This window comes from Brevibacterium sp., from assembly GCF_031179145.1.
In the GTDB taxonomy this organism is placed as follows: domain Bacteria; phylum Actinomycetota; class Actinomycetes; order Actinomycetales; family Brevibacteriaceae; genus Brevibacterium.
The window spans coordinates 3,287-26,897 of the sequence record NZ_JAPSIB010000008.1 but is presented as its reverse complement, the minus strand read 5'-3'; the positions used below and the strand labels follow the sequence as shown (position 1 = coordinate 26,897).

The 23,611-nt window shown below is 67.3% G+C and carries 25 protein-coding genes; 13 read left to right on the top strand and 12 right to left on the bottom strand.

The annotated features are described in order from the left end of the window. Positions 1-10 precede the first annotated feature (10 nt). Together RIT73_RS07660 and RIT73_RS07655 are read left to right on the top strand one after the other, a co-directional pair. Complete coding sequence (locus RIT73_RS07660) at positions 11-1,483, top strand: PfkB family carbohydrate kinase (protein WP_309131481.1); 1,473 nt, start codon at positions 11-13, stop codon at positions 1,481-1,483. Next, complete coding sequence (locus tag RIT73_RS07655; protein ID WP_309131480.1) at positions 1,480-2,166, top strand: SDR family NAD(P)-dependent oxidoreductase; 687 nt, start codon at positions 1,480-1,482, stop codon at positions 2,164-2,166. Before RIT73_RS07660 ends, RIT73_RS07655 begins: the two co-directional genes overlap by 4 nt. Positions 2,167-2,171: 5 nt before the next feature. Here RIT73_RS07655 and RIT73_RS07650 read toward each other — a convergent pair whose 3' ends face one another. Continuing rightward, positions 2,172-3,242 carry a glycosyltransferase family 9 protein gene (locus tag RIT73_RS07650; protein ID WP_309131479.1) on the bottom strand — a complete coding sequence of 357 codons (1,071 nt, stop codon included), beginning with the start codon at positions 3,240-3,242 and terminating at the stop codon, positions 2,172-2,174. Between the two features lie 59 nt (positions 3,243-3,301). Here RIT73_RS07650 and RIT73_RS07645 point away from each other — a divergent pair, with 59 nt between their 5' ends. The 6 genes from RIT73_RS07645 to RIT73_RS07620 all read left to right on the top strand — a co-directional run bounded on the left by RIT73_RS07645 (position 3,302) and on the right by RIT73_RS07620 (position 11,467). After that, positions 3,302-4,801: an aldehyde dehydrogenase family protein gene (locus RIT73_RS07645; RefSeq protein WP_309131478.1), complete on the top strand. Its 1,500-nt coding sequence runs from the start codon at positions 3,302-3,304 to the stop codon at positions 4,799-4,801. Between the two features lie 9 nt (positions 4,802-4,810). Further along, on the top strand, positions 4,811-6,334 hold the full coding sequence (locus RIT73_RS07640; protein ID WP_309131477.1) for a PfkB family carbohydrate kinase: 1,524 nt from the start codon (positions 4,811-4,813) through the stop codon (positions 6,332-6,334). Beyond that, the gene (locus RIT73_RS07635; protein ID WP_309131476.1) at positions 6,331-7,332 is read left to right on the top strand and encodes a glycosyltransferase family A protein; all 1,002 of its coding nucleotides are present in this window, start codon (positions 6,331-6,333) and stop codon (positions 7,330-7,332) included. The genes RIT73_RS07640 and RIT73_RS07635 overlap by 4 nt, the downstream gene beginning before the upstream one ends. A 245-nt stretch (positions 7,333-7,577) precedes the next feature. Continuing rightward, positions 7,578-7,829: a hypothetical protein gene (locus RIT73_RS07630; protein WP_309131475.1), complete on the top strand. Its 252-nt coding sequence runs from the start codon at positions 7,578-7,580 to the stop codon at positions 7,827-7,829. A gap of 254 nt (positions 7,830-8,083) precedes the next feature. Further along, entirely contained in the window at positions 8,084-9,250 is a 1,167-nt protein-coding gene (locus tag RIT73_RS07625; protein WP_309131474.1) for a hypothetical protein, read from the top strand. Positions 9,251-9,313: 63 nt separating this feature from the next. Next, positions 9,314-11,467 carry a catalase gene (locus RIT73_RS07620; protein WP_309131473.1) on the top strand — a complete coding sequence of 718 codons (2,154 nt, stop codon included), beginning with the start codon at positions 9,314-9,316 and terminating at the stop codon, positions 11,465-11,467. Between the two features lie 91 nt (positions 11,468-11,558). On the opposite strand, the gene RIT73_RS07615 is transcribed toward RIT73_RS07620, so the two are convergent. From RIT73_RS07615 to RIT73_RS07585, 7 genes are all read right to left on the bottom strand, one after another. Further along, positions 11,559-11,804 (bottom strand): CDGSH iron-sulfur domain-containing protein, encoded by a 246-nt coding sequence (locus tag RIT73_RS07615; RefSeq protein ID WP_309131472.1) that lies wholly within the window; start codon positions 11,802-11,804, stop codon positions 11,559-11,561. Beyond that, on the bottom strand, positions 11,801-12,895 hold the full coding sequence (locus tag RIT73_RS07610) for a glycosyltransferase (protein WP_309131471.1): 1,095 nt from the start codon (positions 12,893-12,895) through the stop codon (positions 11,801-11,803). Before RIT73_RS07610 ends, RIT73_RS07615 begins: the two co-directional genes overlap by 4 nt. Further along, positions 12,892-13,953 carry an iron-containing redox enzyme family protein gene (locus tag RIT73_RS07605; RefSeq protein WP_309131470.1) on the bottom strand — a complete coding sequence of 354 codons (1,062 nt, stop codon included), beginning with the start codon at positions 13,951-13,953 and terminating at the stop codon, positions 12,892-12,894. The genes RIT73_RS07610 and RIT73_RS07605 overlap by 4 nt, the downstream gene beginning before the upstream one ends. A gap of 211 nt (positions 13,954-14,164) precedes the next feature. Beyond that, positions 14,165-14,560, bottom strand: coding sequence for a PRC-barrel domain-containing protein (locus tag RIT73_RS07600; protein ID WP_309131469.1), 396 nt, complete (start codon positions 14,558-14,560; stop codon positions 14,165-14,167). Then, positions 14,547-14,960, bottom strand: coding sequence for a hypothetical protein (locus RIT73_RS07595; protein ID WP_309131468.1), 414 nt, complete (start codon positions 14,958-14,960; stop codon positions 14,547-14,549). Before RIT73_RS07595 ends, RIT73_RS07600 begins: the two co-directional genes overlap by 14 nt. Then, positions 14,957-16,186 carry a divalent metal cation transporter gene (locus RIT73_RS07590; protein WP_309131467.1) on the bottom strand — a complete coding sequence of 410 codons (1,230 nt, stop codon included), beginning with the start codon at positions 16,184-16,186 and terminating at the stop codon, positions 14,957-14,959. Before RIT73_RS07590 ends, RIT73_RS07595 begins: the two co-directional genes overlap by 4 nt. Continuing rightward, a complete protein-coding gene (locus tag RIT73_RS07585; RefSeq protein ID WP_309131466.1) occupies positions 16,183-16,665 on the bottom strand; it encodes a hypothetical protein in 483 nt (160 codons plus the stop codon). The genes RIT73_RS07590 and RIT73_RS07585 overlap by 4 nt, the downstream gene beginning before the upstream one ends. A gap of 321 nt (positions 16,666-16,986) precedes the next feature. Between RIT73_RS07585 and RIT73_RS07580 the strand changes: the two genes are divergently transcribed. The 3 genes from RIT73_RS07580 to RIT73_RS07570 all read left to right on the top strand — a co-directional run bounded on the left by RIT73_RS07580 (position 16,987) and on the right by RIT73_RS07570 (position 19,678). Next, positions 16,987-18,006: a DNA topoisomerase IB gene (locus tag RIT73_RS07580; protein ID WP_309131465.1), complete on the top strand. Its 1,020-nt coding sequence runs from the start codon at positions 16,987-16,989 to the stop codon at positions 18,004-18,006. 299 nt (positions 18,007-18,305) lie between these two features. After that, complete coding sequence (locus tag RIT73_RS07575) at positions 18,306-18,632, top strand: hypothetical protein (protein WP_309131464.1); 327 nt, start codon at positions 18,306-18,308, stop codon at positions 18,630-18,632. Further along, positions 18,629-19,678 carry a hypothetical protein gene (locus tag RIT73_RS07570; RefSeq protein WP_309131463.1) on the top strand — a complete coding sequence of 350 codons (1,050 nt, stop codon included), beginning with the start codon at positions 18,629-18,631 and terminating at the stop codon, positions 19,676-19,678. The genes RIT73_RS07575 and RIT73_RS07570 overlap by 4 nt, the downstream gene beginning before the upstream one ends. Before the next feature lie 108 nt (positions 19,679-19,786). Here the strand turns inward: RIT73_RS07570 and RIT73_RS07565 are convergent, their stop codons facing one another. From RIT73_RS07565 to RIT73_RS07555, 3 genes are all read right to left on the bottom strand, one after another. Further along, complete coding sequence (locus tag RIT73_RS07565; RefSeq protein WP_309131462.1) at positions 19,787-20,143, bottom strand: hypothetical protein; 357 nt, start codon at positions 20,141-20,143, stop codon at positions 19,787-19,789. 142 nt (positions 20,144-20,285) lie between these two features. Further along, positions 20,286-21,311, bottom strand: a complete 1,026-nt coding sequence (locus RIT73_RS07560) for a formate dehydrogenase accessory sulfurtransferase FdhD (RefSeq protein ID WP_309131461.1) — start codon at positions 21,309-21,311, stop codon at positions 20,286-20,288. A 5-nt stretch (positions 21,312-21,316) separates the two neighbouring features. After that, the gene (locus RIT73_RS07555) at positions 21,317-21,922 is read right to left on the bottom strand and encodes a MogA/MoaB family molybdenum cofactor biosynthesis protein (RefSeq protein ID WP_309131460.1); all 606 of its coding nucleotides are present in this window, start codon (positions 21,920-21,922) and stop codon (positions 21,317-21,319) included. A 332-nt stretch (positions 21,923-22,254) separates the two neighbouring features. Here RIT73_RS07555 and RIT73_RS07550 point away from each other — a divergent pair, with 332 nt between their 5' ends. Together RIT73_RS07550 and RIT73_RS07545 are read left to right on the top strand one after the other, a co-directional pair. Continuing rightward, positions 22,255-22,533 carry a hypothetical protein gene (locus RIT73_RS07550; protein WP_309131459.1) on the top strand — a complete coding sequence of 93 codons (279 nt, stop codon included), beginning with the start codon at positions 22,255-22,257 and terminating at the stop codon, positions 22,531-22,533. Between the two features lie 209 nt (positions 22,534-22,742). Continuing rightward, entirely contained in the window at positions 22,743-23,222 is a 480-nt protein-coding gene (locus RIT73_RS07545; RefSeq protein ID WP_309131458.1) for a DoxX family protein, read from the top strand. Positions 23,223-23,349: 127 nt separating this feature from the next. Here RIT73_RS07545 and RIT73_RS07540 read toward each other — a convergent pair. After that, positions 23,350-23,611: excalibur calcium-binding domain-containing protein (locus tag RIT73_RS07540; RefSeq protein ID WP_309131457.1), on the bottom strand; the 262-nt coding region annotated here is incomplete at its 5' end.

Here is a 23,611-nt window from a genome sequence, read left to right as displayed (position 1 = left end):
AGGAGACGCCATGAAGATCACAGTGGTCGGGGACACCCTCCTCGACGCAGACGCCCACGGTGCCGCGCGGCGGCTCCTGCCCGACAATCCCGTGCCGGTCGTCGACATCGACCACGTCGACCATCGGCCCGGAGGCGCCGGATTGGCCGCCTCCCTGCTGGCCGCCGTCGGCCACGAGGTCACCCTCGTCACGGTGCTCGGCAACGACGAGGAATCCGAACGCCTGCTGGCGGCTCTCTCCGCAGTCAACGTCGTCGCCGCCCGCCTCGACCAGCCCACCCCGGTGAAACGCCGCGTGCTTGCCGACGGTCACCTGGTGACCCGGCTCGACGAGAACTGCGACGCCTCCCGCAACGAGGTCACCGATGAGATGCTGCGCGCCGTCCACGACGCCGATGCCATCCTCGTCTCCGACTACGGCCGCGGCCTCCTCGCCGAGGAAACGCTGCGCACGGCGCTCAGTCAGGCGGGTGTGCGGATCCCCATCGTCTGGGACCCGCACCCGGCCGGTCCCCCACCGGCGCCGAACACGGCGACGGTGACGCCGAACTTCTCCGAGGCCACGACCCTGGCCGGCGTCGAGGCGGGCGAGACCTCCATCCCCACCGCGCACGCCGCCGCCACCGAGCTGCTCGACCTGTGGACCGTCACCTCGGTGATCGTGACCCTGGGATCCCGCGGCGCGCTGATCCTTGACTCGGGCGGGGCGCGGTTCTCCCCTGCCACCAGAACCGCGACCGGAGACGAATGCGGTGCCGGCGACTGCTTGGCGGGGCGCCTGGCCGCAGGCCTCGGGGCAGGCGACGACCTGATGGCCGCCGTCGACCGCGCGATTTCCGAGACCGCGGAGTACATCGCCCTCGGCGGCGCCGGAGCCTACCTGCGGACCCTCGCCCACCCGGGAAGCTCCGCCGAACGCGAACCGGAGCCGGACTTCAACGGCGACTCCGCCCTCGCCCGGGCCCAGTCGGTGCGGGCGAGGGGCGGAACGGTGGTGGCGACCGGAGGCTGCTACGACCTCCTCCACGCCGGGCACGCGCGTGCCCTGAGCGCTGCCAGGCGGATGGGTGACACCCTCATCGTCCTCCTCAACTCCGACGCCTCGGTGCGCCGGCTCAAGGGAGACACCCGGCCCATCGTCACCGCTCAGGACCGGGCCGAACTGCTCCTGGCCCTCGACTGCGTCGACGAGGTCGTCATCTTCGACGAGGACACCCCGGTCAGGGCGATCGAGAGCATCCGCCCCGACATCTGGGTCAAGAGCGACGACTACCGCAGCGCGGACCTGGCGGAGGCGAAGACGATCGCCGAATGGGGCGGCCGCGTCGTCACCGTCCCCTTCGTCCCCGCCCGCTCGACGAGCCGCCTGGCCGACGCCCTGCACAGCCTGGAGGCGCCGGCGGACGCGCTCGCGTCCGCCGGCGCGAACTCCGAACCGACCAACCGAACAGAAACCCCGACAGCAGAGGACGTGACAGTATGAGCCTTGAGAACCGCACCATCGTCATCACCGGCGGAAACTCCGGACTCGGCGCCGCCTGCGCCGCAGCCGTCGCCGAGGCGGGCGGCACTCCCGTCGTCTTCGACCGGGAGGCGACCGAGAAGCACCGATCCGTCGTCGTCGACGTCACCGACCGCCAGGCGGTCGAAGACGCCGTCGCGCGTCTGGCGGAGTCGGTCGACGGGATCCACGGCGTGATCACCGCCGCAGGCATCGACGTGCCCGGAGATCTGAGCGAGGTCGACGCCGAGAAGTGGGAGCACGTCATCGGCGTCAACCTGCTCGGGACGGTCTCCGTCGTCCGGGCCCTGCTCCCCCACCTCGAAGCCGCCCGCGGCCGCGTCGTCACCGTCTGCTCGACCCTCGGACTGCGCGGCGCTCCGGGAGCCACCGCGTATGCGGCCTCGAAGTTCGGCGTCCGCGGCTTCAGCCAGGCCCTGGCCGCAGAGATGGCCGGGAAGGTCGGGGTGACCAACCTGATCCCCGGCGGAATGAACACCAACTTCTTCAACGGCCGCACCGAACAGTTCCTGCCGCCCGACCGGACCAAGCTCAACGATCCCCGCGACGTCGCCCGCTCAGTCGTCTTCGCCCTCGAACAGCCCCCGCGCGTCGAGGTCCGCGAGCTCCTCATCGCCCACGAGAGCGAGAACTCGTGGCCGTGACCCGCTCACCCCTCGGCGAGTTCGAGGACCGCGCTCCACACGGTCACCGGGCTCACCTCGGCGACGATCGAGGGATCGTGGGCGCAGCGCTCAGCGGTCCAGCCGACCTGGGTGATGTCGATTCCGCAGACCGGGCACCGGGTCACCCAGGACATGAGCACCCGATGGCGGGCCCGGCTGAGCGGGGACGCGTTGAGCGCGTTGCCCACCCAGTAGACGCCGACGGTCTTCGCCCCGACGGCCGCTGCCAGGTGCCGGGGTCCGCTGTCGTTGCCGGCGACCACCTCGGCGCGGGTGAAGACTCCGAGCAGCTGCGGGAGGGTGAGTTCTCCGGCCAAGGTCCTGACCTGCTCGCCCTGCGCGGCGGTCAGGCGATCGCGGGCGCCGGCGGCGATGCTCGCCCCGTCCTCGCGGTCCTCGGGCCCACCGACGACGATGACCTGCCACCCGGCGCTCACCGCGCTCACGGCGACGTCGATCCAGTGGCCGTTCGGCCAGCGTCGGCGCGGGTCCGTGGCTCCGGGGTGGACGATGAGCAGGGGTCCGGGCGCCTCGCCGACGATGTCGCGTCCGGCGCGCGCCTCGGATTCGAGGACGGTGAGCTCGGGTTCGAGCACCTGCGGGGAGGCCCCCGCCAGGGCGGCCACCTCAAGGCTGCGGATCATCTCATGTTGGTAGTAGACGTAGGGCAGGGTCCGCTCGAGCGGCGGGGCGTCATCGGTGGCCGAGCCCACGGTGTGGGCGGCGCCGAGTGCCAACAGGAACGGGTTCGAGTTCTTCCCACCCCCGTGCAGCTGCACGGCGAGGTCGAAGTTCTGTGCCCGCGCCCGCGCGAAGAACTCCGCCTGCTCCGGGGTGTCACGCAGTCCCGGCTCCCCGTCGAGGACCCACACGGCGTCGATGGGGCCGGGGCGGCCCTCGACCAGCTGCCTCTGCAGCTCGGTCCCGAGCAGAGTGATCGTCGCCTGCGGATAGGTCGCGCGCAGAGCGATCAGTCCCGGGTAGGCGAACATCAGGTCACCGAGACCGCCCCCGCGCAGGACCGCGATCCTCTCCACACCGTCGAATGCCTCCACCGCCGTCACCGTCGTTTCACCGTCGCCATTCCCACCCATCGAGTTCGAGGAGGATTCCCATGCCAGATGACCTGAACACACGCAATGTCACTGTCTCGTCCATCACTATACAGAACCCCACCACCGGCGAACTCGTGGGCGAGATCAGCTGCGACACCCCCGATTCGGTGCGCGCGAAAGTCGCCGCCGCCCATCGTGCCCGGCGCGGCTGGGAGGCCACACCCGTCACCGAACGCGCTCGTCTGCTCACCCTCATCGCCGATCAGCTCGAAGCGGCTGCGGAGGAGCTGGCCGAGCTCAACCACCGGGAGACGGGCAAGACCGTCGCGGACTCCCAGGGTGGTATCGACGCGGGAGTCGGCACGCTGCGCCAGTACGCGGAGCTCGGGCCCGTCCACCGGGGTCACAGTCTGCGCGGGGACCGCCTCGCCGCGGACTTCACCCGGTCCCGCGCCCGGGGCGTCGTCGCCGCCATCACCCCGTGGAACGACCCGGTCGCGATCGCGGCGGGTCTCATCGGAGCGGCCCTGGTGATGGGCAACACCGTCATCCACAAACCCAGTGAGCGCTGCCCTCACCTGGGCAGGCGCCTCGGCGAGATCTGCTCCGCCGTGCTGCCCGAGGGCGTCTTCGCCACCGCCCTCGGCGACGCCGAGATCGGCCGGGTGCTCACTGACGACGAGCGGATCGCGATGTACGCCCATGTCGGGTCGAGCGCTGCCGGCCGCGACATCCACTCCCGCGCCGCCGCCCACGGCGCCCACGTGATCCGGGAGAACGGCGGCAACGATGCCCTGATCGTCGATTCCGGCGTCGACATCGAATGGGCCGCCGGGCAGGCCGCGCTGGGGTCGTTCGCGAACGCCGGTCAGATCTGCACCTCCGTCGAGCGGATCTTCGTCCACCGGGACGTCGCCGCCGACTTCACCTCGGCGCTGGTCGCCGAGGCTGAGAAGTGGAACAGCGCGCCGGAACCCCAGCCGCTGGTCGACCGCCGCCACCGCGAGAGCGTGCAGTTCCTCCTCACCGCCTCCTGGGAGATGGGAGCGAAGGTGCTCGCCGGCGGCTCGATCCCCGATACCCCGGGAGCGCACTACCCGGCGACCGTCGTCGATCACTGCCGTCCGGGAATGCCGCTGCTCACCGACGAGGTGTTCGGTCCCGTCGCGCCCATCTGCGTCGCCGACGACTTCGACGAGGCCCTCGAACTGGCCGCTGCCGACCCCTACGGGCTCGCGGCCACGGTGCTCAGCCCCGATCTGGGGCATGTGCTCGCCGCCGTGGACACCCTGCGGGTGGGCACCGTGAAGGTCAACGCCGTGTTCGGCGGGGCTCCCGGCGGCTCGGCGGAACCGCTGGGTGAGAGCGGGTCCGGATTCGGCTTCGGCCCGGAGCTGCTCGACGAGTTCTCGACCACCTCGGTGGTCCACATCAGCGCTCCGCCGGCGTCGAGCGGTGCGGATGCGTCCGACGGTCCGGCGTCGTCCAGTGGTCCGGCGTCGTCCAGCTATCCGGCGTCGTCCAGCGGTTCAGCGTCGTCCAGTGGTCCGGAACAGTGAGGAGACATCATGAAACGCGATCTGCATTCCGTCTCCATCGCGGCCGGCGCTCCCAGCGCCGCGTGTGAGGAGATCACACCCGAGCTGATCTGCGAGCTCACCCGCAGCTCCCCGCTGATCACGGTGATCGGCGACGTCATCCTCGACAGTTGGATGCAGGGCCGCAGCACCCGCCTGGCCCGAGAAGCCCCGGTGCCCGTCGTCGAACAGGGCGAGGAGACGCTGTCGCCCGGTGGGGCGGCGAACACGGCGATGAACCTCGCCTCCCTCGGCGCCCGGGTGCGGTTGATCGGGGCCGTCGGTGACGACGAATCCGGTGCCGCGGTGAGGCGACTCCTCGCCGAGGCCAACGTCGACGTCTCCGAGGTCGTCATCAGCTCCCAGCTGACGACGACGAAGAAGACGCGCGTCCTCGTCGACGACCACATCCTGCTCCGGCTCGACACGGTGCCGATGCAGGAGCTGGACCGACAGGAGCGTCAGGAGGTCGACGATCGGCTCTGCCGGGCCGCACTCGCGGCGGCCGCCGACAGCGATGCCCTCGTCATCGCCGACTACGGCGGCCCCGTCCATGACAGCGACCTGCCGCGTCGGCTGGCCGGAGTGGGCGAGCGCCCGATGACCATCGTCGACGCCCACCAGCCCGAGCATTGGCGGGACCTGCGCCCCACCGTGGTCACCCCCAACGTCCATGAGGTCGAGGAGACCCTGCACGCAAGCTTCCGCAGCGGCCGCCACCGGGTCACCTTGGCCCAGAAATACGCTCCGGCCATGCGGGAGGCGACGAACGCCTCGGCGATGGTCATCACCCTCGACCGGGACGGGGCGGTCGCCGTCGACGAAGCCGACTCCATCCACGTGACCCAGGCTCAACCGGTGCCCGAGAGCCAGGCGTCGGGGGCCGGCGACACCTTCGTCGCGGGCCTGGCCCTGGCGATGTCGGCCGGGTTCCCCCTCAACCTGGCCGCCGAGTTCGCCCAGTTGGCCGCGAACGTCGTCGTCCACAAGGAGGGCACGTCACTGTGCTCGGCGGCCGATCTCCTCGAGCTCGTCGGTCCCGACCACCGCAGCGCCGAGATGGGCGCCGACGCACAGGACTCGGGGACCCGGCATTCCGGGCGCGACCGCTCCTCGGATCGGGGCGCTGCGCGACGCACGGTGCTGGCTCTCGGGCTCTTCGAGCCGGGCAGCGACTGCGACAGCACCGTGCTCGAGTCGGCACGAGCGCTCGGGGACTTCCTCGTCGTCGCTCTGTCCACCTCGGCGGGGCTGAGCTCGACGGACTCCACGGCCGCGACCATGGCGCTGCTCAGCTCGGACCCGAGCGTCGACGTCGTCACGACGTTCTCCGGGGACGCCACGGCAGTCGTCGAGACCGTTCGCCCCGATGTCATCGCGATCGACGCCTCGACGCAGACGGCATTCCGGCCCGCGGAGCTGACCCTGCGGTTCTCCCACCTCGGCGTCGACGTCATCGACCTCAGCCAGAGCCGGGAGGCGGCACCGGCCGACGTTGCCAAGGAGGCACAATGAGCTCGCAGGCACACACCTCGACGCAGGCACACATCTCGACGGAGGACAGATCTTCGGAGGACACACGGTCCGCCGGTGCACGGTCGACGGGCTCACGGTCGGCCTCCGCACGGTCGGCGGGTTCACGGTCGAGGGGAGCACGCACCTCGGCGGAGTGGGGAGCACGGACTCCCGCTCCCACCGGCCCCGCAGCGGTCGAGGTGCTGATCCCCACCTGTGACCGCCCCACCGAGCTCGCCGTGACCCTCAGCGGGCTCGCCGCACAGATGGACGCCGACTTCGCGGTCATCATCAGCGACCAGTCCCGGGAGCCGGTCGAACCCCGCACCGGGGTCGCTCCGATGATCACGCTCCTGCAGGCTCAGGGACGCCGGGTCACGGTCGACCGCAACCTGCCCAAACGGGGAATGGCACAGCAGCGCCAGCATCTGCTCGACCTCAGTTCAGCCGACTTCGTCCTCTACCTCGACGACGACGTGTGGCTGGAACCGGGGACGATCACCAGGATGCTCTCCACACTGCAGACGCAGAGATGCGGTTTCATCGGCTCAGCGGTGCAGGGCCTGTCCTACCTCGACGACCGCAGACCGGAGGAATGGAGAGAGTTCGCCGAATGGCAGGGACCCGTCGCACCCGAGTCGCTGTCACAGAGCGCCGAGGAACTCGAGCGCTGGAAGCTCCACAATGCAGCCAACCTCTGCCACATCGCCGCAGACCGCAGCTACTCGACAGCTGACCCTGGCGTCTACCACGTGGCCTGGGTCGGCGGCTGCGTGCTCTTCGACCGGCACAAGCTCATTGACGCCGGAGGGTTCGAGTTCTGGAACGAACTGCCCGATACCCATGTCGGTGAGGACGTCTACTGCCAATGGCAGGTGATGCGGCGACACGGCGGTGCCGGGATCATCCCCAGCAGCGCGGTGCACCTCGAATCCCCCACCACCCTCACCCAGCGCGACCACGAAGTCGTCGAGGTGCTCGAGCCCGAACCGGCCTGAGACTGCTCGCCTGGTCCGGCGGGCTCCTACCGGCGGCGGCGCCTGGCGGGACGGAGGTCCCCTACCGGTGGTGGCGTCCGGCGGGCCGGAGGTCCCCTACCGGCGGCGGAAGGTGAGTTCCGGGTGTCGAGTGACAGGGTGTGACGTTTTTGCCATCATCAATGATATGCCGGGCGTCAGCCCCGGTGACAGGGCCGGGCCGCGAGCCCGGTGACAGGAATCATCGACCCTATGAGGAGACAGAGATGACCGATTCGCCCGACCAGAACAGCACCGAGGACTTCGCCGGGGCTTCCGAGAACGACTCGGTCGAGCAGGTGCCCGCTGCGGCTCCCGACACCGAGGCGGAGCGTCCCGGTTCCGAGGGCTCGGACGCTCAGAACTCGAACGCTCACGACTCCGGCTCCGGATCGGACGACGCGATGAGCGAGGACGAGTTGGTTGATGAGTGGGGCGAGGAGTCGTTCCCCGGCAGTGACGCGCCCGGGCACTACTGACCTGACTCAGAGCATCTCCAGCGTCTCGGCCATGTCAGGAATCTCTGGCATGGCCGAGATCTTCTCCGCATTCGTCCAGGACATGAACGTCTCTAGAACAAGAACCGAGTTTTGTAAAGGGGGGTTGTGAAGCTGTGACCGCATAGTTAGCGTCATTTCCACTAAGCCTCTCCTCCTTCTCTTGAGCCGGACGGCAATCGGGAAGGGCATGAGAGGTTGCCGGAGACGTTCAACGACAGTCAGGAGTGGACGAGATGACAACCGCGATCCAAATGGCCCGCAAATACGCGCAGGCGTACGACACGTCCTCAAGGAAGGACAAGGGCAGGTTGCTCGATACGATCACGGTTGCCACAGGATGGAGCCGTGACCACGCCAGACACCAGCTCAGGCAGCAGTTGGCTCTGATGGCTGAGGGAGTGTCTCCCGACTCGGTCCCCGATCGCCGCCGCAGCAAGCCGAAGAAGTTCTCCCTCGCAGCCCGCAAGACGCTCCAATTCGTCTGGGAGCAGTCAGGGCAGCCCTGCGGAAAGTACTTGGAAGCCGCGATGCCGGAATGCCTCGCCTCCCTCGAAGCCCACGGCCACCTGCGGCCGGGACGCGACAGCTACTCCGAGGAGGTTCGTGAGGAGCTGTTCCAGATTTCGGCCGCCACGATCGACCGCTACCTCAGCTCCGAGAAGTCCGACACCACCGAGGATGTCCTCCTCTCCGGGTCGGGCACCGGGTTGAGGACCTCGGTGTCGCTGCATGCGACCAAGCTCCTCGCCGAACCGGAACCGGGCTACTTCGTCGCCGAGTACATCGACCCCGACCACGATGACGATCGCGGCCCCGGTCGCCGCACCCTGACCTTGACCGATGTCCGCATCGGATGGGTCCGAACCGTGAGCTTCGAACCCGACGCCGACCCGGTGAAGGTGCTCGCCGAGGCGGTCGCCTCGATCCCCTACATCGTGACCGGGCTCCTCATCAGCCCCGAGCTGCCGCTGGACGAAATCGAGGAGTGGGCCACCGAGCGGATGGTCGCAGTTCACCCGATCTCCGCGATCAACCACGGCATCCGCCTGGCCGAGCGCAAGCGCAAGACCGTCGACACGCTCCAATCGGTGATCAAGAACAATCCGCACGTCGACATCGAGCTGGCCAACGACATCTGGGACGCCCTCGGCGACAGACTCAACTTCTTCATGCCGGTGAAGAACCCTATCGGGTGGAAGCGAACCCCGTCCGGAGTCCGCCGCCGTGTCTACGACGACCCCGTCACTCCGATCAAACGGCTCCTCGACTCCGGGATCCTCTGCCCCGCTCAGACACGGGAGATGGAGGAGTACACCGCGTCCCTGGACATCGCGGAGCTGACCACACGGATCAAGAACATCAAGACCTTTCTCGACATTGCGATTCACGAGGGGAACTGACCGTACTCTGACGAGACCCATCCGTCCCCGACCACCCCGACCCCGACACAGGAGGAGAACGATATGGCTCCCGAAGATCAGCCGACCATTCCCGGCAAACCTGGCCCCCGGACCCCCGAGTTCGACGAGCCGACGAATCCCCAGCCTCCGCTGCCGCCCAAGCCCGACCAGAGCGGTCCCCGTCCGACGTCCCCGACGGGCGCTCCCAGCGCCGACACCCAGGCGGATCAGGCACAGCAGGGCGCCTACCTGACCACCGCTCAGGGCGCCCGCGTCCCCGACACCGACCATTCGCTCAAGGCCGGCCGACGCGGACCGCTGCTCATGCAGGATCATCACTTCCGGGAGAAGATCACCCACTTCGACCACGAGCGCATTCCCGAGCGCGTCGTCCACGCTCGAGGCTCCGCAGCGCATGGCACGTTCGTCTCCTACGGCAGCGCCGCGAAGGTCACGAAGGCCGCCTTCCTGCAGAAGGACGTCGAGACCGAGGTCTTCACCCGCTTCTCCACGGTGGTGGGCAATCGTGGTTCTGCCGACGCCGTGCGCGACACCCGCGGGTTCGCGACGAAGTTCTACACCTCGGACGGAGTCTTCGACCTCGTCGGCAACAACATCCCGGTCTTCTTCATCCAGGATGCGATCAAGTTCCCCGACATCGTACATGCGGCCAAACCGCATCCGGACCGTGAGATCCCGCAGGCCCAAAGCGCCCACGACACGTTCTGGGACTTCGTGTCCCTGCACACCGAGGCGACCCATCACACGATGTGGCAGATGTCCGACCGGGCGATCCCGCGGTCGTTCCGGACGATGGAGGGCTTCGGCATCCACACGTTCCGCCTGGAGAATGCCGCCGGCGAGACCTCGCTCGTGAAGTTCCACTGGAAGCCGAAGGCCGGCGTCCACTCCCTGATCTGGGAGGAGGCGCAGATGGTCAACGGGGTCGACCCCGACTTCCACCGGCGGGATCTGGCCGACGCCATCGAAGCGGGAGCGTGCCCCCAGTGGGAGCTGGGCATCCAGGTGTTCCCCGACACCGAGGACGAGATGTTCGAAGGCATCGACCTCCTCGATCCGACGAAGATCGTGCCCGAGGAGCTGGCTCCCGTCCAGCCCGTCGGCCTGCTCACCCTCAACCGGAATCCGAGCAACTTCTTCGCAGAGACCGAGCAGGTCGCGTTCCACCCGGGCCACCTGGTTTCCGGCATCGACGTGACCAACGACCCGCTGCTGCAGGGGCGCCTGTTCTCCTACCTCGACACCCAGATCAGCCGCCTCGGCGGGCCGAACTTCGCCCAGCTGCCGATCAACCGACCGCACTGCCCGGTCAACGACATGTTCCGCGACGGCATGCATCAGACCGCCGTCCACCGCGGAGCCGCCCCGTACAAGCCGAACTCCCTCGACGGCGGCAACCCCTTCCATGCGCCCGCCGACGACGATCACACCTTCGTCGAGGTGCCGACGCGGGTCGCCGAATCGACGAAGGTGCGCGAGACGCCGCGGACCTTCGACGATCACTTCTCCCAGGCTCGACTGTTCTGGCTCAGCCTCACCCCGCTCGAGCAGTCACACCTGGCCGACGCGTTCACCTTCGAGCTCGGCAAGTGCTACGAGGAGACGATCCGCGAACGCCAGCTCAAGGTGCTCGCCTCGGTCGACTCCGAACTCGCCACGATGGTGGCCCAGGGTCTCGGACTCGACGTCCCCGAGCCCGAGGTCGAGCCGGCCACGGATGTCGAGCCGAGCCCGGCGCTGTCGCAGCTCGGCCACAAGTGGCCCATCGACGGGCGGAAGGTCGGCATCGTCACCGGCACCGCGACTCCGGCCGAGCAGGCCATCAAGGCGCACGACCTCATCGCGCAGGCAGGAATGGTGCCGATCCTCATCGCTCCCGCCGGAGGAAGCATCACCTCGGGCGGCAAGTCCGTCGCGGTCGAACGGACCTATATGACCATGTCCTCGGTCGAGCTCGACGCTCTGATCTTCGCCGAGGAGGTCGAACTGACCGTGGAGATCGATCGCCTCGTCTCCGAGGCGTGGCGCCACCTCAAGTTCATCGGCGCCTACAGCGACTCCTCGGAATGGATGTCGAAGTACGGAATCGCGGCGAACGATCCCGGCGTGTACTGCAATGACGACTTCGGCAGCATCGTCAAGCAGATCGCTGAGGGCCTCGCCGAGCACCGCGCCTGGGCCCGCGCCCAGAGCTGAACCGCGGCGCTGAGAACGACTGACGCCACCTCGGATTCCCCGAGGTGGCGTCAGTCGTCTGTCAGCGGTGCAGCAGCAGAGAGGACAGTGGTCAGTCGCTTCGCGGAGAATCCTCGGGTGCCGCCTCGGGGGCAGGCGCGCGGAAGCCGACGAGCTTGTGCGAGCCGTCGCACATCGGCGGGATCCCGCTCTTGCCACACCGACACAGGGCGACGACCCGCCGCCCCGGCGCCTCGGGCTCCCGGCCGGGAGCGGGGGCGATGAGGAAGTCGCCGCGCACCAGCAGCGGCCCGTCGGGGCAGGGCGTGATGGTCACCGGATCGGTTTCGTTCTTCACAATTCGCTCACTTTCCTCGACGGTCCGACCGCAGCCGGTCTCGCGACGATCGTCCGTCGCGGCTCGGCAGAGGACTCCTGCGGTTCGTGCTGAACCTTCCGCAGCTGCGCTTGCGAATGCGCGGCAACCGGAATCCTCCTGCCATGGTAGGTCACTCCCCCACGCAGTCTCAGAGCCAGAGCCCACCACGCGCAGACGGCCCGTTCCGCCACCCAGAGCGGGGCCCAGAAGCTCGCCGAGGCGGGGAAGACGGATGTGCCCGACGCTCGCCTCCGCCCCACCTCGGCGATGCCGATGACGAGGACGACCATCGCCGCCAAACGTCTGGGTCGGCGCGCGGATGCCACGGCCAGGGGCAGAAGCGAGAGCTCGACGAGGAACCGCAGTGGTTGGGCGCAGCTGTCGTAGGCTTGCCGAATTCGCTGGCCGGCAAAGCCTGCGAATGATGGCGGACGGCGGGCAACGAAGAGATCGCGGACGCTGCGGACGATCCGGCCGCGAGCCTTCACCGTGCGGATGAGTTCGAGATTCTCGAACAGGACGTCGCCGTCGTATCCGTCGGCGAGCATCGTGGTGCGCAGGGCGAGAGTTCCGGGATAGTCGGAGCCGAAGGCGCGGTTGAGCAGGGACCGGGCAGTGTCCCACCGCGCGTGCCAGGGAACCCTGTGACTGCCGGGGGCGCTGAAGTGGTTCTGCGGGATGACCAGATCGGCCCGATCGAGCTCACCGACGATCCTGAACAGGTCCTCGGGTTCGTAGCGGACGTCGTCATCGGCGATGACCGTGTTCGCCCGGTGCAGCATCGGCACTGCCGTCAGCACTCCTGCGACCTTTCCGTTGAGGCAGGTGGTGTTCGCGCAGTCGAGCACCGTGATGTCCTCGGGCAGCGCGGCCCGGTGCTGTCGCCGGCGGTCGGGATCGGAACCGTCGACAACGATGACGTCGACGAACTCCCTGATCGATTCGAGGTAGTCGGCGAGTTCCGCCAGACCCTTGTCCTCGCTCCACCGCATCGGCAGCACATAGTGCACCGGCAGAATCGGTGCGCCGGCCCTCGCCGAGTTCGCGCCGGCATTCGCTGAGGCTGTCATCGCATGTCTCGGACTTCCCGCAGCGAGGTTCGCCCCTCGGTCCAGTGAGCGTACATGTGCGCGGCGACGAGGTCGTCGACGTAGAGGCAGGCGGTGGCGCCGAAGATGATGTCGGCGATGAGATCGGGGTCGGAGTCGGCCAGACCCCCGGCGAGGTCCCTGCCCGCGATCTGCTCGTGCACTGCATCTGCTTCGACGTGCTCATCGAAGTACCAGGTGACGTCCTCGCCATAACCCTGGCGGGAGAACGCCCGGGAGTAGAACTTGTTCGGGATCGACGATGTCATCTCGAATGCCGCGAGGTGGCCGACGATCGCCCCGCGCAGGCGCCGGTTGAGTCCGAAGAAGCTCATCGTGTTCATCGAGTTGAGGGTGAGAGCCGGAACAAGGTCGAGGTAGACGTCGGGCCGGTCGTCGAGTCCGAAACTGCGCAGGGTGCCGGCGAAGATCTCGGCATGGACCCGCTCCGGATCGCCCGCCCCGTACTCGTCCGACTGGATCTCGACGATCGCAGCCTTGGCGCGGCCCCGCAGGCGTGGGATCGCCCACGAGTGAGGGTCGGCTTCGCGCAGGGTGTAGATGGAGCGGTGGATGAGGAACTCGCGCAGCTGCTCCACCGAGGCGTGGCGGGCCGCCCACATCGCCAGGGTGGGCTTGGCGGCGCCGGCGGTCATCTCGAACAGGACCTCGGACACTTCGTCTCCGGTCTCCGGGAGGACCTCGGGCAGCGGGTTGTGGACCCGGAGCGCGGCTTCCAGCTGAGCCTCGACGAGGCTCCGGATGCCGATCAGCTCGGGGCTCCATTCCCACTCGCCGGTGACGAAGTCGGCGGGGCCGTAGTGGAGCAGGTAGAGGAGGAAGAGCGTGAGCTGGAGATCGTCGTCGGCGAAGAGGTCGTCGGTGTTCTCCAGGGCGGTGACGACGCGTGTTCTCAGCTCATCGAGTTCCTCCGGCCCCACCTCGGCGTCCGAGGTGAGGACTGCGATCAGCTGCTCACTCACCGGACCTCGGGGAAGTGGGGCGGTGCGGGTCCGATCGTTGAACACTTGCGCCGTCATGAGGGTCCTCCTGATGAAGTTTTGAAGACGGGCAGGACTCGGCCCGACCCGTCGAAGAACGGTTCGCCCATTCTTCCAACATCAGGGGTGCTTGTCACCAAGGGCCGGAACTCACACAGTTTCGCCGCGAGGGTCTCCACCGCCGGCCAGGGGTGGCCTGAATTGCGGCGTCTTCGCCGGTCAACGAGCCTGCGTTGCGCCCGTCCGCGGGTCAGGGCTCTCCGTCCTGCCGCTTCCCGGTATTCTGCTCGATGCGCCCCGCCGCCCGTTCCACGTCCCCGGCTCCGGGGTCCATCAGCGGTTCGGAGTCGAAGTCCGCGCGCAGGGTGATCCGGCCTTCGTCGAGCCGCGCCGCTTCGCTCCAGGGGATCAGCCGCGAATCACGGTGCATCCGGTGGAGGAACCAGGCGAGGATCTTCGGCCTGGTCATCCCGGCTCGCTCATAGCCGAGGAAGGGCACCCTCCGATGCCCGCCGACGACCATCGCCTCCAAGCGCGCCTGGCTCGAGTCGTCGCGACCTCGACTGAAGCGGAGGTCGAGGACCCACCCGAGGCGGGCGCCGGTCGAGTCGACCACCTCGGCGTCGATGAGGTCACTGAGAATCATGTTTGCCTCCTGGGATCCTGGAGATGACGTGCCGCTGCATCCAGCGTTCGACCCATGCGGCCGCCATCTGGTCCCGCGGCAGATCGAGGTCGACGGTCACTCCGACGTCGGTGACGTTGTCCCAGCTGATCCGGTGCCACCGCGACGACGGCGGGCGCCCGCCGAAGATGCGGGTTGCGAGCACCGGACCCGTGAGGATGTTGGTGATCACCGGCGGATCGGCGTCCGGATCCAGCGGCTGTCCGTACGGGATGTCGCTGATCTCGAGGTCGTCGACGACGGCGACGGGATCGCCGTCATTGTCGAGGATCTGCCGGTCGACGAGGTGCAGCCTGGCGTCGAAGTGCCGTGGCTCGGCGACGGATTCATCGGCGTCGAGGGGCTTCTGCTTCTCACTCATGCTCCCGCTCCTGTGATGATCATCAGGGGTATGGCCGCGACGGACGCGGCAATGACGATGACGAGGTAGATCAGTGCCAAGGCGTTGGTGAACGGACCGTTGACGTGCTTGCCCATGTACTGCGGATCGTTCGCCACGATGAGGATCGGCAGGTAGGTCAACGGCAGGGCGATGGCCGAGAACACCACCGACAGCTCCGTCACCTGCACGGGGTCGACCCCTGTGCACAGGACCCCGATGCCCAGTAGCACGCAGACGATGATGGTCACGTGGAACCTGGCGGCATGGGTCGGCTTCCGGGTCTTCCCCCACCGCCAGCCGAAGAACTGCGAGAGCATGTACCCGGTCGACAGCGTCGACTCGAGAGCGGCGCCTGTGGTCGCGGCGACGATGCCCAGGATGACGACCGCCAGGAGAAGCTTCCCACCCGCCTCGGCGACGGGGAGCACGACCTGCGACAGGGAGCTGACCTCGATGCCCTGCGGGAAGAGGACGATGGCGGCACAGGCGGAGATCGCGAGCGCGATCAGCGCGCCGACGGGGAATCCGATGAGGACGTTGCGGCGGGATTCGGCGATCTTCTGCGGCGTCCACTTCTCCTCGATCGCGCTCGATGAGTAGAACAGAACCTGGTAGGGAGTCATCGCGGACCCGAAGATCGAGATCGCGAAGTACCAGTAGGTCGCCACATGCTCGTTGCCGGGCACCGACGGCTGGAATGTCTGGTCGAACAGCTCACCCCAGTCCGGACCGAGCATGAACACCGCGATGGCGAATCCGACCAGGGCCAATCCGACGAACGGCACGGTCTTCTCCATCGTGGAGAACTTCACCCGCCAGATGATCAGCCACACGGCGAGGGCCGCCACCGGCACCCAGAGCAGATAGCTGACGCTGCTGGCCAGCTGCAGGGCGAGCGCGATGCCGCCGATCTCCGCGGCGACGGTGAGCAGGTTGATGAGGAATGAGGCGGCGAGGTTGGCCAGCCCCGCCCGGGGCCCAAGACGTTCGCGGATGATCTCGAACGTCGCCCGTCGGCTCACGGCGCTGACCCGGCCGGACATCTGGGTGAAGACGCAGACCCCGATGACGCCGACGAGCAGCACCCAGGCCAGGGAGAGGCCGAACCGGGAGCCGACCTGGGCGTTGACGACCAGGTCACCGATGTCGACGAAGCCGCCGATCGCCGACAGCAGGCCCAACATGACGCCGACGATCTTCTTCACTGCCGCGCCTCCAACTCGTCTTCGAGGGCGGACAGCCGCTCGACGGCGTCGCTGAGCTCGGCGTCCAGCTGTTCGGGTGAGTCGCTGCTTGTGCCTTCGATGGAGTCCTGGGCGTTCGCGATCGCCTTGGCGGCGCCGGAGAGTTCGTCGAGGACTTTCTGCCGGGCCTCCGACTGCGCGTCCGAGTCGACCTTGAGCCCGTAGATCTGCTTGTTCGACTTCTCGACCTGCTTGAACATCTCCTCGCAGTTCGTCTCCGCGACCGTGGTCAGGGTCGTGCCCTCCTGGACCTGGCGGAAGGTGTTCGACACCGATTTCACCGCCGAGGTGGTCGTCTCCACCGCGCGGGACATGTCACCCCAGACTCCCCCCTCCGCGGTCACGCAACCGCTGAGGGTGAGCATGAGAGTGACGGCGCCGACCGCGCACATCCGGGACAGAATGGTCTTCGATCTGTCGAACGCTCGCGCTGTGGTCATCAGGCCTCCTGCTTCGCGTCATGGGGTTGACGAGTTCGAGTCGTGGGGTTCGGCGCGGCGCTGCGCAGATGTGAGTGTATTCTCCTTCCACCTGGGTCGAAAGTCGAGGCCGTACCTCAGGAGACGCCGCCGCGCCTGCGCGTTCGGCGGGTGACGAGAGCCGTCGGTGGACCTAGGACGAAACCCCGATTCTGTCCAGCCCTCTTGTGCTCAAACGGATCATGGGCGACATTGATAGCGTCGGCGGCGCCAGTCGCTGAACCGCTTGCACCAGCTGCTGAATCGCTGGCATCGGTCGAGAAGTGGAGAAGAGGTGAATTCGTGAGGCGGATCGCCTACGTCGACCCTTCATCCGAGGGGATCCGGAGGAAGGGCGCCGGGAAGGGCTACTTCTACCTGTACGGAGATGGGACGAAAGTTCCGCCTGGAGAGGAACTGGACCGGATCCGGTCATTGGCGATTCCCCCGGCCTGGAAGGACGTGTGGATCTGTCCGCGTCCTGACGGTCACATCCAGGCCACGGGTGTCGACAGCGCCGGACGGCGGCAGTACATCTACCACCCCGATTGGATCGCCGAACGGCAGGCAGAGAAGTTCGAGCGGTCGTTGTCCCTGGCCTGGGCGCTGCCGAACGCGCGGCGGAGGGTCACCCTCGATCTCCGTTCCCGCGGCGGCACGGGTCGCCGGGCCGTGGCTGCCGCGTTCCGCATCCTCGACACGACGGGCATGCGCATCGGTAGCCGAGAGTATGCCCGGGTCAACGGCACGTACGGAGTGTCGACCCTGGAGATCCAGCACGCCTCTGTCAGCGGCTCCGCTCTCTCCCTCCAGTTCACGGGCAAGGGCGGCCAGGAGTGGGCGGTCAGCCTTGAGGACAGCGACCTTGCGAAAGCCGTGCGACCGATGCTCCGCCGGGAACCGACGCAGCAGCTGCTTGCCGCGAAGGAAGGCGGAGCCTGGCGGCGCCTCACCGCCGAGGCGGTCAACGACTATATCCGCGACGTGGCCGGTGACGGCTTCACGGCCAAGGACCTGCGCACCTGGAGGGCCACCGTCGTCGCAGGTCAGTCGCTGGCGTGGGATACGGCAGCGGGCACGGGTGAGAAGGAGCGGCGCAAGCTGATCAAGGAGGCGATCGACGTGACCGCTCAGTTCCTCGCCGACACTCCGAAGGTCACCCAGGACTCCTACGTCGATCCGCGTCTCTTCGACGCCTTCCTCGACGGCGACGCCCCGGCCAGGTTTCCTGTCACCGAGACTGCCGTGCGTGATCTCCTCGATTCCCGGGCCCAGCCGGACGATTCACGGGCCCCGGCGGACGGTTCACGGGGCGGAGCCTGACGATTCACGGGTCCCGGCGGACGATTCGTGAGCACCGGCGGACGATTCGTGAGCACCGGCGGACGATTCGCGGGGCTGAGCCTGACGCGATTGTTACGTTTTACCGCAATGCGCTTCGCGCCGGATTCGGCTGTAGTCGTTTACACTGACGGGGTAACCAACCGTCAACCAGTAACAGCGCTGCTTTCACTTGGCTCCTGGACCGTTCGCCACAAGTGGACTGGTCAGAACCATGACCATCTGCTTGCGGTCGATAGTGAAAGTTCCACGCGGCACTGCACGAGTCTTCCAGGAGTCTCATGTACACCATGCTCGACAATCGGGGAGCGTCGAAATTCGATCTTTACCTGCCCGGCAAGTTGGTCGCCTCACTGCATTACACGATCGAGAAGGATCAAGTCGTCTTCGTCTACCTCGAGGCCATCGAACCGGACAGCGCCGACCAGCACTGCGCGGAACTTATCTCGCGGGCGATGAAAGATGCGGTCAATCGCCGGCTGCCGGTGGTCACCACGTGTCCGATCGCAGCGAGGTACCTGCCTTCTCCGCATCTGTCGCCGGCGCCGGTGGTGGTGGTCGAGAAACCCGGTGCGACGGATCCGCGGCGGAGTCTTGACCCGAAATGAATGAGCCCCGCCCCCCGCTCGAGATCCTGCTCATCACCGATCCCGGTTTTCCCAGCCGTCGCCTGCAGGGAGTCCTGGACAGACTCGACGAGCGTCTCAACTCCGATCTCGAACCCAAGGTCCACCTGACCACCAGGATCGAGACCGTCAGGATGACGCCGCACTACGGGATCGACGTCGACAGCGTCGCCGAGGCGGTAGACGAGTACGAGCACATCGACATCATCCTGGTCCTCGTCGAAGCCCCCCGTCACCTCCACCGCCGCCCCCTGGTCGCGGAGGTGTTCTCCGATCACCGGGTCGCCGTCGTCTGCTCCACCGCAGTCGGCGCGATCAGGCCCAACGTTCGGATTCTCAACGTCCTGATGAGCTGCATCGAACGGATGCGCCCCAACCTCTCACGCAAGGGAGTCCGCCAGCCGAAGCTGAGCTTCTGCACGTGGATGGAACACAAAGAGACAGGTGCGCTGTCGCTCTACGCCTCACGGATGACCGGGAACATCCGACTGCTCATGGGCATGGTCGCGGCGAACGACCCTTGGCGAACCCTGCCCAAACTCTCGGGCATCATGGCCGCCGCCGCTGCCGTGGGGGCCTTCGGTGTGTTCTACAGCTCGATCTGGCAGATGGCCAGCTACCTGTCGACAGGGAGACTGCTGTCGATCGGTCTGATGACGATCCTCGGCATGGTCGCCTGGCTCATCTTCTCCCACCGGCTGTGGGACTTTCCGCCCAATGAGAGCCGGGCCGCGACCGTCCTCCTCTACAATCTCTCCACGATTCTGACATTGCTCGCCTGCACCGTGGCCCTCTACCTCTGCCTGGTCACCTTCATCCTGCTCGGCAGCCTGGTCGTCATCGACCCCGAGTTCCTCGGCACGGTGATTCAGACGGAAGCGACCTTCACCAGCTATCTCGACATCGCTTGGCTCAGCGCGGCGATGGGCGTGGCGGCCGGGGCGCTGGGGTCGAACTTCGATTCGGACTTGGACGTCAAGCGTCTCACTCACGGTCAGCGGCTGCGACAGCGGATCTCGACCGAGTGAGTTCTCAGCGGTCGCCTCAACGGCCACCTCAGCAGTCAGTGCCTCGCTGATCTGCAGACTTGACCCGGGATGCGGGCTCGAGGTTGAGTCAGTGCTTCGCTGATTGCTTCACTGATTCGCATGCTGAAGCTGAGTCCGCCAATACTCGTCGCCTCCATAGTGGGTCTGAGCGGGTTTGCAGCCGCGCAGGTTCGAATGCTCCCCCAGCCATTTCCGGACCACCCTTCGGACGTCATCCGGGCGTCCCCGCCAGTTGTCGAGCTCGAGCATCAGCACCGCGCCGTCGCGGGCCTCGAGGCGACAGGAATAGTTGGGCAATCCTTCGGTCCTCTGCGAATGCGTGTACGAGACGTCGCCACAACCGGTGGTGAGACTGAACCGGATGTATTCGCCCGAGACGGCGGCGCACAGCGACTTGAAGGCTCTGTACCTGTTCAGCCATTCCGGAGCATCCCATTCGTCCATACGTTCTATTATGCGCCGAGGGTGCTCAGCTGAAAAGCGGAAGTTGGACAGCCCAAGTCGAACACCACCGGGCCGGGGAGCGGAAGCCGAACAGCTCCGGGCTACGCAGCGTCGAGCGAGGCGACGTCGGGCCGGCGCCTCCTCAGATCACGCGTTCGGGGTACGAGTAGACGTTGAACCGGCCTTTGCGGTTGAATCCGATCACCGTCACGCCGACGCTCCTGCCGTATTCGACGGCGAGCGCCGACGGGGCACTCACCGCGGACATCATCGGGATCCCGGCCATCGCGGACTTCTGCACCAACTCGAACGAGGCTCGGGCGGACACTTGGAGGACCGTGTGGCTCAGAGGCAGGTCTCGGTTGGCCATCGCCCAGCCGATGACCTTGTCCACAGCATTGTGCCGGCCGACGTCCTCGCGGGTGGCGAGGAGCTCCGGTTCGGCGTGCGGGTCGTCGCCGACGGCGAACAGAGCCGCCGCATGGACTCCGCCGGTCTTGTCGAAGACGCTCTGTCCCGAGCGCAGCCGATCGGGCAGCTCCCCCACGCGGGCGGCCGCCAGCAATGGCGGGAACCGGTACTCGCCGTCCTCGTCAACAGTCACCTCGGAGTGCGACTCATCGCCCACCTCGGCGTGGGGACCGTCGGCCGCCTCGGCGTGCGAATCATCGCCCACCTCGGCGTGGCTGTGGGCGGGGGCCGCGGGATCGAAGTGATTGTGGGCGGGAGCCGCGGGATCGAAGTGGCAGGAGGCCGGGATCAGTGGGTAGGCCGAGGTCTTGGTCACCGCGTCGAGAGCCGCGGTCCCGCAGATGCCGCACGAGGATGAAGTGTAGACCGAGCGCGCGGGGGCGGCGTCGGCGCTCCAGATCCCGCGCCGCAGTCTCACGAGGGCGAGGTTGTAGTTGCGGGAGCCATCGGGTGCCAGCCCGGCCGAGAAGTCGATCTCCTCGATGTCGCTCATCTCGGCCACGACACCTTCGGAGAGCAGGTAGCCGGCGATGAGTTCGACGTCGTTTCCGGGCGTGCGCATCGTGACGGAGAACTGCTCGCCGTCGAGCCGGATCTCCAGCGGCTCCTCCCCTGCCAGCGAATCGGGGCCGGCGGAGATCTCCCCCGTGGAGTCGAAACGGTGGACCCGGGCGCGGACGGCTCTGCGCTGCTGCATGGGAATCAGACCCTCGGGCCGTGATCGGTGGTGTCCTCGACCGAGGTCTGGATGTGTTCGAGGAGCTCGTCGATGACGGTGATCCCGTCTCTGACCCCGCCCTTCGACCCCGGGAAGTTGATGACGAAGGTGCGTCCGCGCACGCCCGCGACGCCGCGGCTCATCACCGCCGAGGTGGTCGATTCGAGGCCCTTGCGCCACATCGCGTAGACGAGCCCCGGGGATTGCCGCTCGAGGAGCTCGGCGGTGAATTCCGGAGTTCGGTCGTCGGGAGCCAAGCCAGTTCCGCCGCTGGTGACGATGATGCGCGGCCGCTCGTCCGCGGGAGTGTCGATGAGCAGCGTCCGGAGCGTCTGGCCGACGGGTTCCCCGTCGCGGACAACGATGGCCTCAGGGCAGTCGTAGCCGCGCGAGCGCAGCCAGTCGACGAGGATCGGACCGGTGGTGTCGGCCGCCTCTCCCCTCGCCGCCGAGGTGGACGCGATGATCACCGCTGCCCCGCGACCCGCCCCGAGGAGGGCCGTCGCATCCAGGGTGGTCGTCGTGCTCTCGCTGGCCGCGTCCTCACTGGTGACGCCCACGATGGTGTTCTCACTGGTCACAAAGATCATCTTTTCCGTATACGATGCGGTCACACTTCCCGTCGCTGTTTCACCCGTCATTGTTCCACGATCCGGGCAGAGCGTTCCAGAGTTCGCTCGATTCCGCCCGTCCTCACTTACAGTCGCCGCCTAACGCAGTCTCTCCTCCCGGGCCTGAGCTTCGATTCTCCGGGCGGGCCTCTGCTTCGATTCTCCGGATGGGCCACTGCTTCGAACTGCTCCTCCGCCTCGAATCTCCTCCTGCTCCGCCGGCCGGCCGGTGATAGCGTGGAAACAGTGACAGGCGGCACTGCCGCCCTCACGTCTTGACCTGATCACACCAAGAGAAGGGACAATGACCGATGACATCACAGAGCACGACGACCACGGACCACGACGAGATCCGCAGCTGGGTCGAGGCCCACGACGGCAAACCCGCCAGTGTGCGCTCGACCGAATCGGGCGGTGATCCCGGCGTCCTGCGCATCGACTTCCCCGGCGGGGCCGGCAAGGACGACCTCGAGCACATCAGCTGGGACGACTGGTTCAAGAAGTTCGACGACGAGAACCTCGCCTTCCTCTACCAGGAGCAGAAGTCGGACGGCAGCGACAGCACGTTCTTCAAGCTCGTCAACCGCTGATCGTATCCCCGCCTGAGCGGCCTTCCCGGGTCCTCCGGCTCCGGCGCAGCAGACCTGCCCGCCGGTGACCGGAGGACTTCGCACGTTCAGGGAGGGCTGAACTCGTCCGCAGGCGGAAGTCCGACTATGCTCGCATCTGGCTTTCAGCAAACCGGCATGTTCAGCACGTACCGTTCAGTTGCAATTTCAACTACTCATTGGAGGTAGGCGTGTACGCCACCACTGGACTCCCGACCGTCGTTCGCGACATCGTCACTCTCATCGCCCGAATCGGCCTCGGCGTCATCTTCATGGCTCACGGGTGGCAGAAGTTCAGCGAATGGACCGTGGCGGGAACGACCCAGTCGTTCCACCAGATGGGTGTGCCGGCCTCCGAGGTGGCGGCGCCGTTCTCCACCTACGTCGAACTCATCGGCGGCGCCCTGCTCATCCTCGGCGCACTCACTCCTGTCGTGGGCCTGCTGCTGGCGATCAACATGGTCGGGGCGATGATCCTCGTCCACTTGACTGCCGGAGTCTTCGTCGACCAGGGCGGCTGGGAGCTCGTCGCAGCCCTGGCAGCCGGCTCCCTCCTGCTGGCCGCCGCCGGACCGGGACGGATCAGCCTCGACCAGCTGATCTTCCGAGGCCGGAAGAAGGGAACCCGGAAGCGGTCGCGCGCCGCATCGCGAGCAGCCGCCGAGGTCTGATCACCCGGTCAGACCCAGCGAAACCCCCACCCCGAGTCCGGGACACGATTCTCGAGGTCGATTCGGTCCGATATCTGTTCTCAGAATCGCACCGAATCGACCTCGAAACGTCGGAGACGCCGGTCGATCACTCGCAGGCGATCCCGTCGCCATCTCGGTCGAGGTGGGAACCATAGCCGGGGTCGCCTCGGTGGACGGGAGCCGCGCCGGCCGACCGCGCGGCAGCGCAGTTCTCAAAATGCGTTGCCCCGTCCGAACCGGAGCCGGAATCAGCATTCGGCTCTTCCGGCGCTTTGTCCCCTTCGCCACGCCCTGGCCATGACACATCCTCGTCGAAGGCAGACTTCCCGGGGCACGTGTCGAGCACCTGCTCCATGGCCGCCTTCTCC

Bases quoted from the DNA above. Each gene is read 5' to 3' on its own strand.
- RIT73_RS07620 (WP_309131473.1), top strand. From the start codon at position 9,314: ATGGCTCCCGAAGATCAGCCGACCATTCCCGGCAAACCTGGCCCCCGG.
- RIT73_RS07640 (WP_309131477.1), top strand. From the start codon at position 4,811: ATGAAACGCGATCTGCATTCCGTCTCCATCGCGGCCGGCGCTCCCAGC.
- RIT73_RS07635 (WP_309131476.1), top strand. From the start codon at position 6,331: ATGAGCTCGCAGGCACACACCTCGACGCAGGCACACATCTCGACGGAG.
- RIT73_RS07610 (WP_309131471.1), bottom strand. From the start codon at position 12,895: ATGACAGCCTCAGCGAATGCCGGCGCGAACTCGGCGAGGGCCGGCGCA.
- RIT73_RS07555 (WP_309131460.1), bottom strand. From the start codon at position 21,922: ATGATCTTTGTGACCAGTGAGAACACCATCGTGGGCGTCACCAGTGAG.
- RIT73_RS07575 (WP_309131464.1), top strand. From the start codon at position 18,306: ATGTACACCATGCTCGACAATCGGGGAGCGTCGAAATTCGATCTTTAC.
- RIT73_RS07570 (WP_309131463.1), top strand. From the start codon at position 18,629: ATGAATGAGCCCCGCCCCCCGCTCGAGATCCTGCTCATCACCGATCCC.
- RIT73_RS07630 (WP_309131475.1), top strand. From the start codon at position 7,578: ATGACCGATTCGCCCGACCAGAACAGCACCGAGGACTTCGCCGGGGCT.
- RIT73_RS07645 (WP_309131478.1), top strand. From the start codon at position 3,302: ATGCCAGATGACCTGAACACACGCAATGTCACTGTCTCGTCCATCACT.
- RIT73_RS07550 (WP_309131459.1), top strand. From the start codon at position 22,255: ATGACATCACAGAGCACGACGACCACGGACCACGACGAGATCCGCAGC.
- RIT73_RS07560 (WP_309131461.1), bottom strand. From the start codon at position 21,311: ATGCAGCAGCGCAGAGCCGTCCGCGCCCGGGTCCACCGTTTCGACTCC.
- RIT73_RS07600 (WP_309131469.1), bottom strand. From the start codon at position 14,560: ATGATTCTCAGTGACCTCATCGACGCCGAGGTGGTCGACTCGACCGGC.
- RIT73_RS07605 (WP_309131470.1), bottom strand. From the start codon at position 13,953: ATGACGGCGCAAGTGTTCAACGATCGGACCCGCACCGCCCCACTTCCC.
- RIT73_RS07660 (WP_309131481.1), top strand. From the start codon at position 11: ATGAAGATCACAGTGGTCGGGGACACCCTCCTCGACGCAGACGCCCAC.
- RIT73_RS07585 (WP_309131466.1), bottom strand. From the start codon at position 16,665: ATGACCACAGCGCGAGCGTTCGACAGATCGAAGACCATTCTGTCCCGG.
- RIT73_RS07655 (WP_309131480.1), top strand. From the start codon at position 1,480: ATGAGCCTTGAGAACCGCACCATCGTCATCACCGGCGGAAACTCCGGA.
- RIT73_RS07565 (WP_309131462.1), bottom strand. From the start codon at position 20,143: ATGGACGAATGGGATGCTCCGGAATGGCTGAACAGGTACAGAGCCTTC.
- RIT73_RS07595 (WP_309131468.1), bottom strand. From the start codon at position 14,960: ATGAGTGAGAAGCAGAAGCCCCTCGACGCCGATGAATCCGTCGCCGAG.
- RIT73_RS07625 (WP_309131474.1), top strand. From the start codon at position 8,084: ATGACAACCGCGATCCAAATGGCCCGCAAATACGCGCAGGCGTACGAC.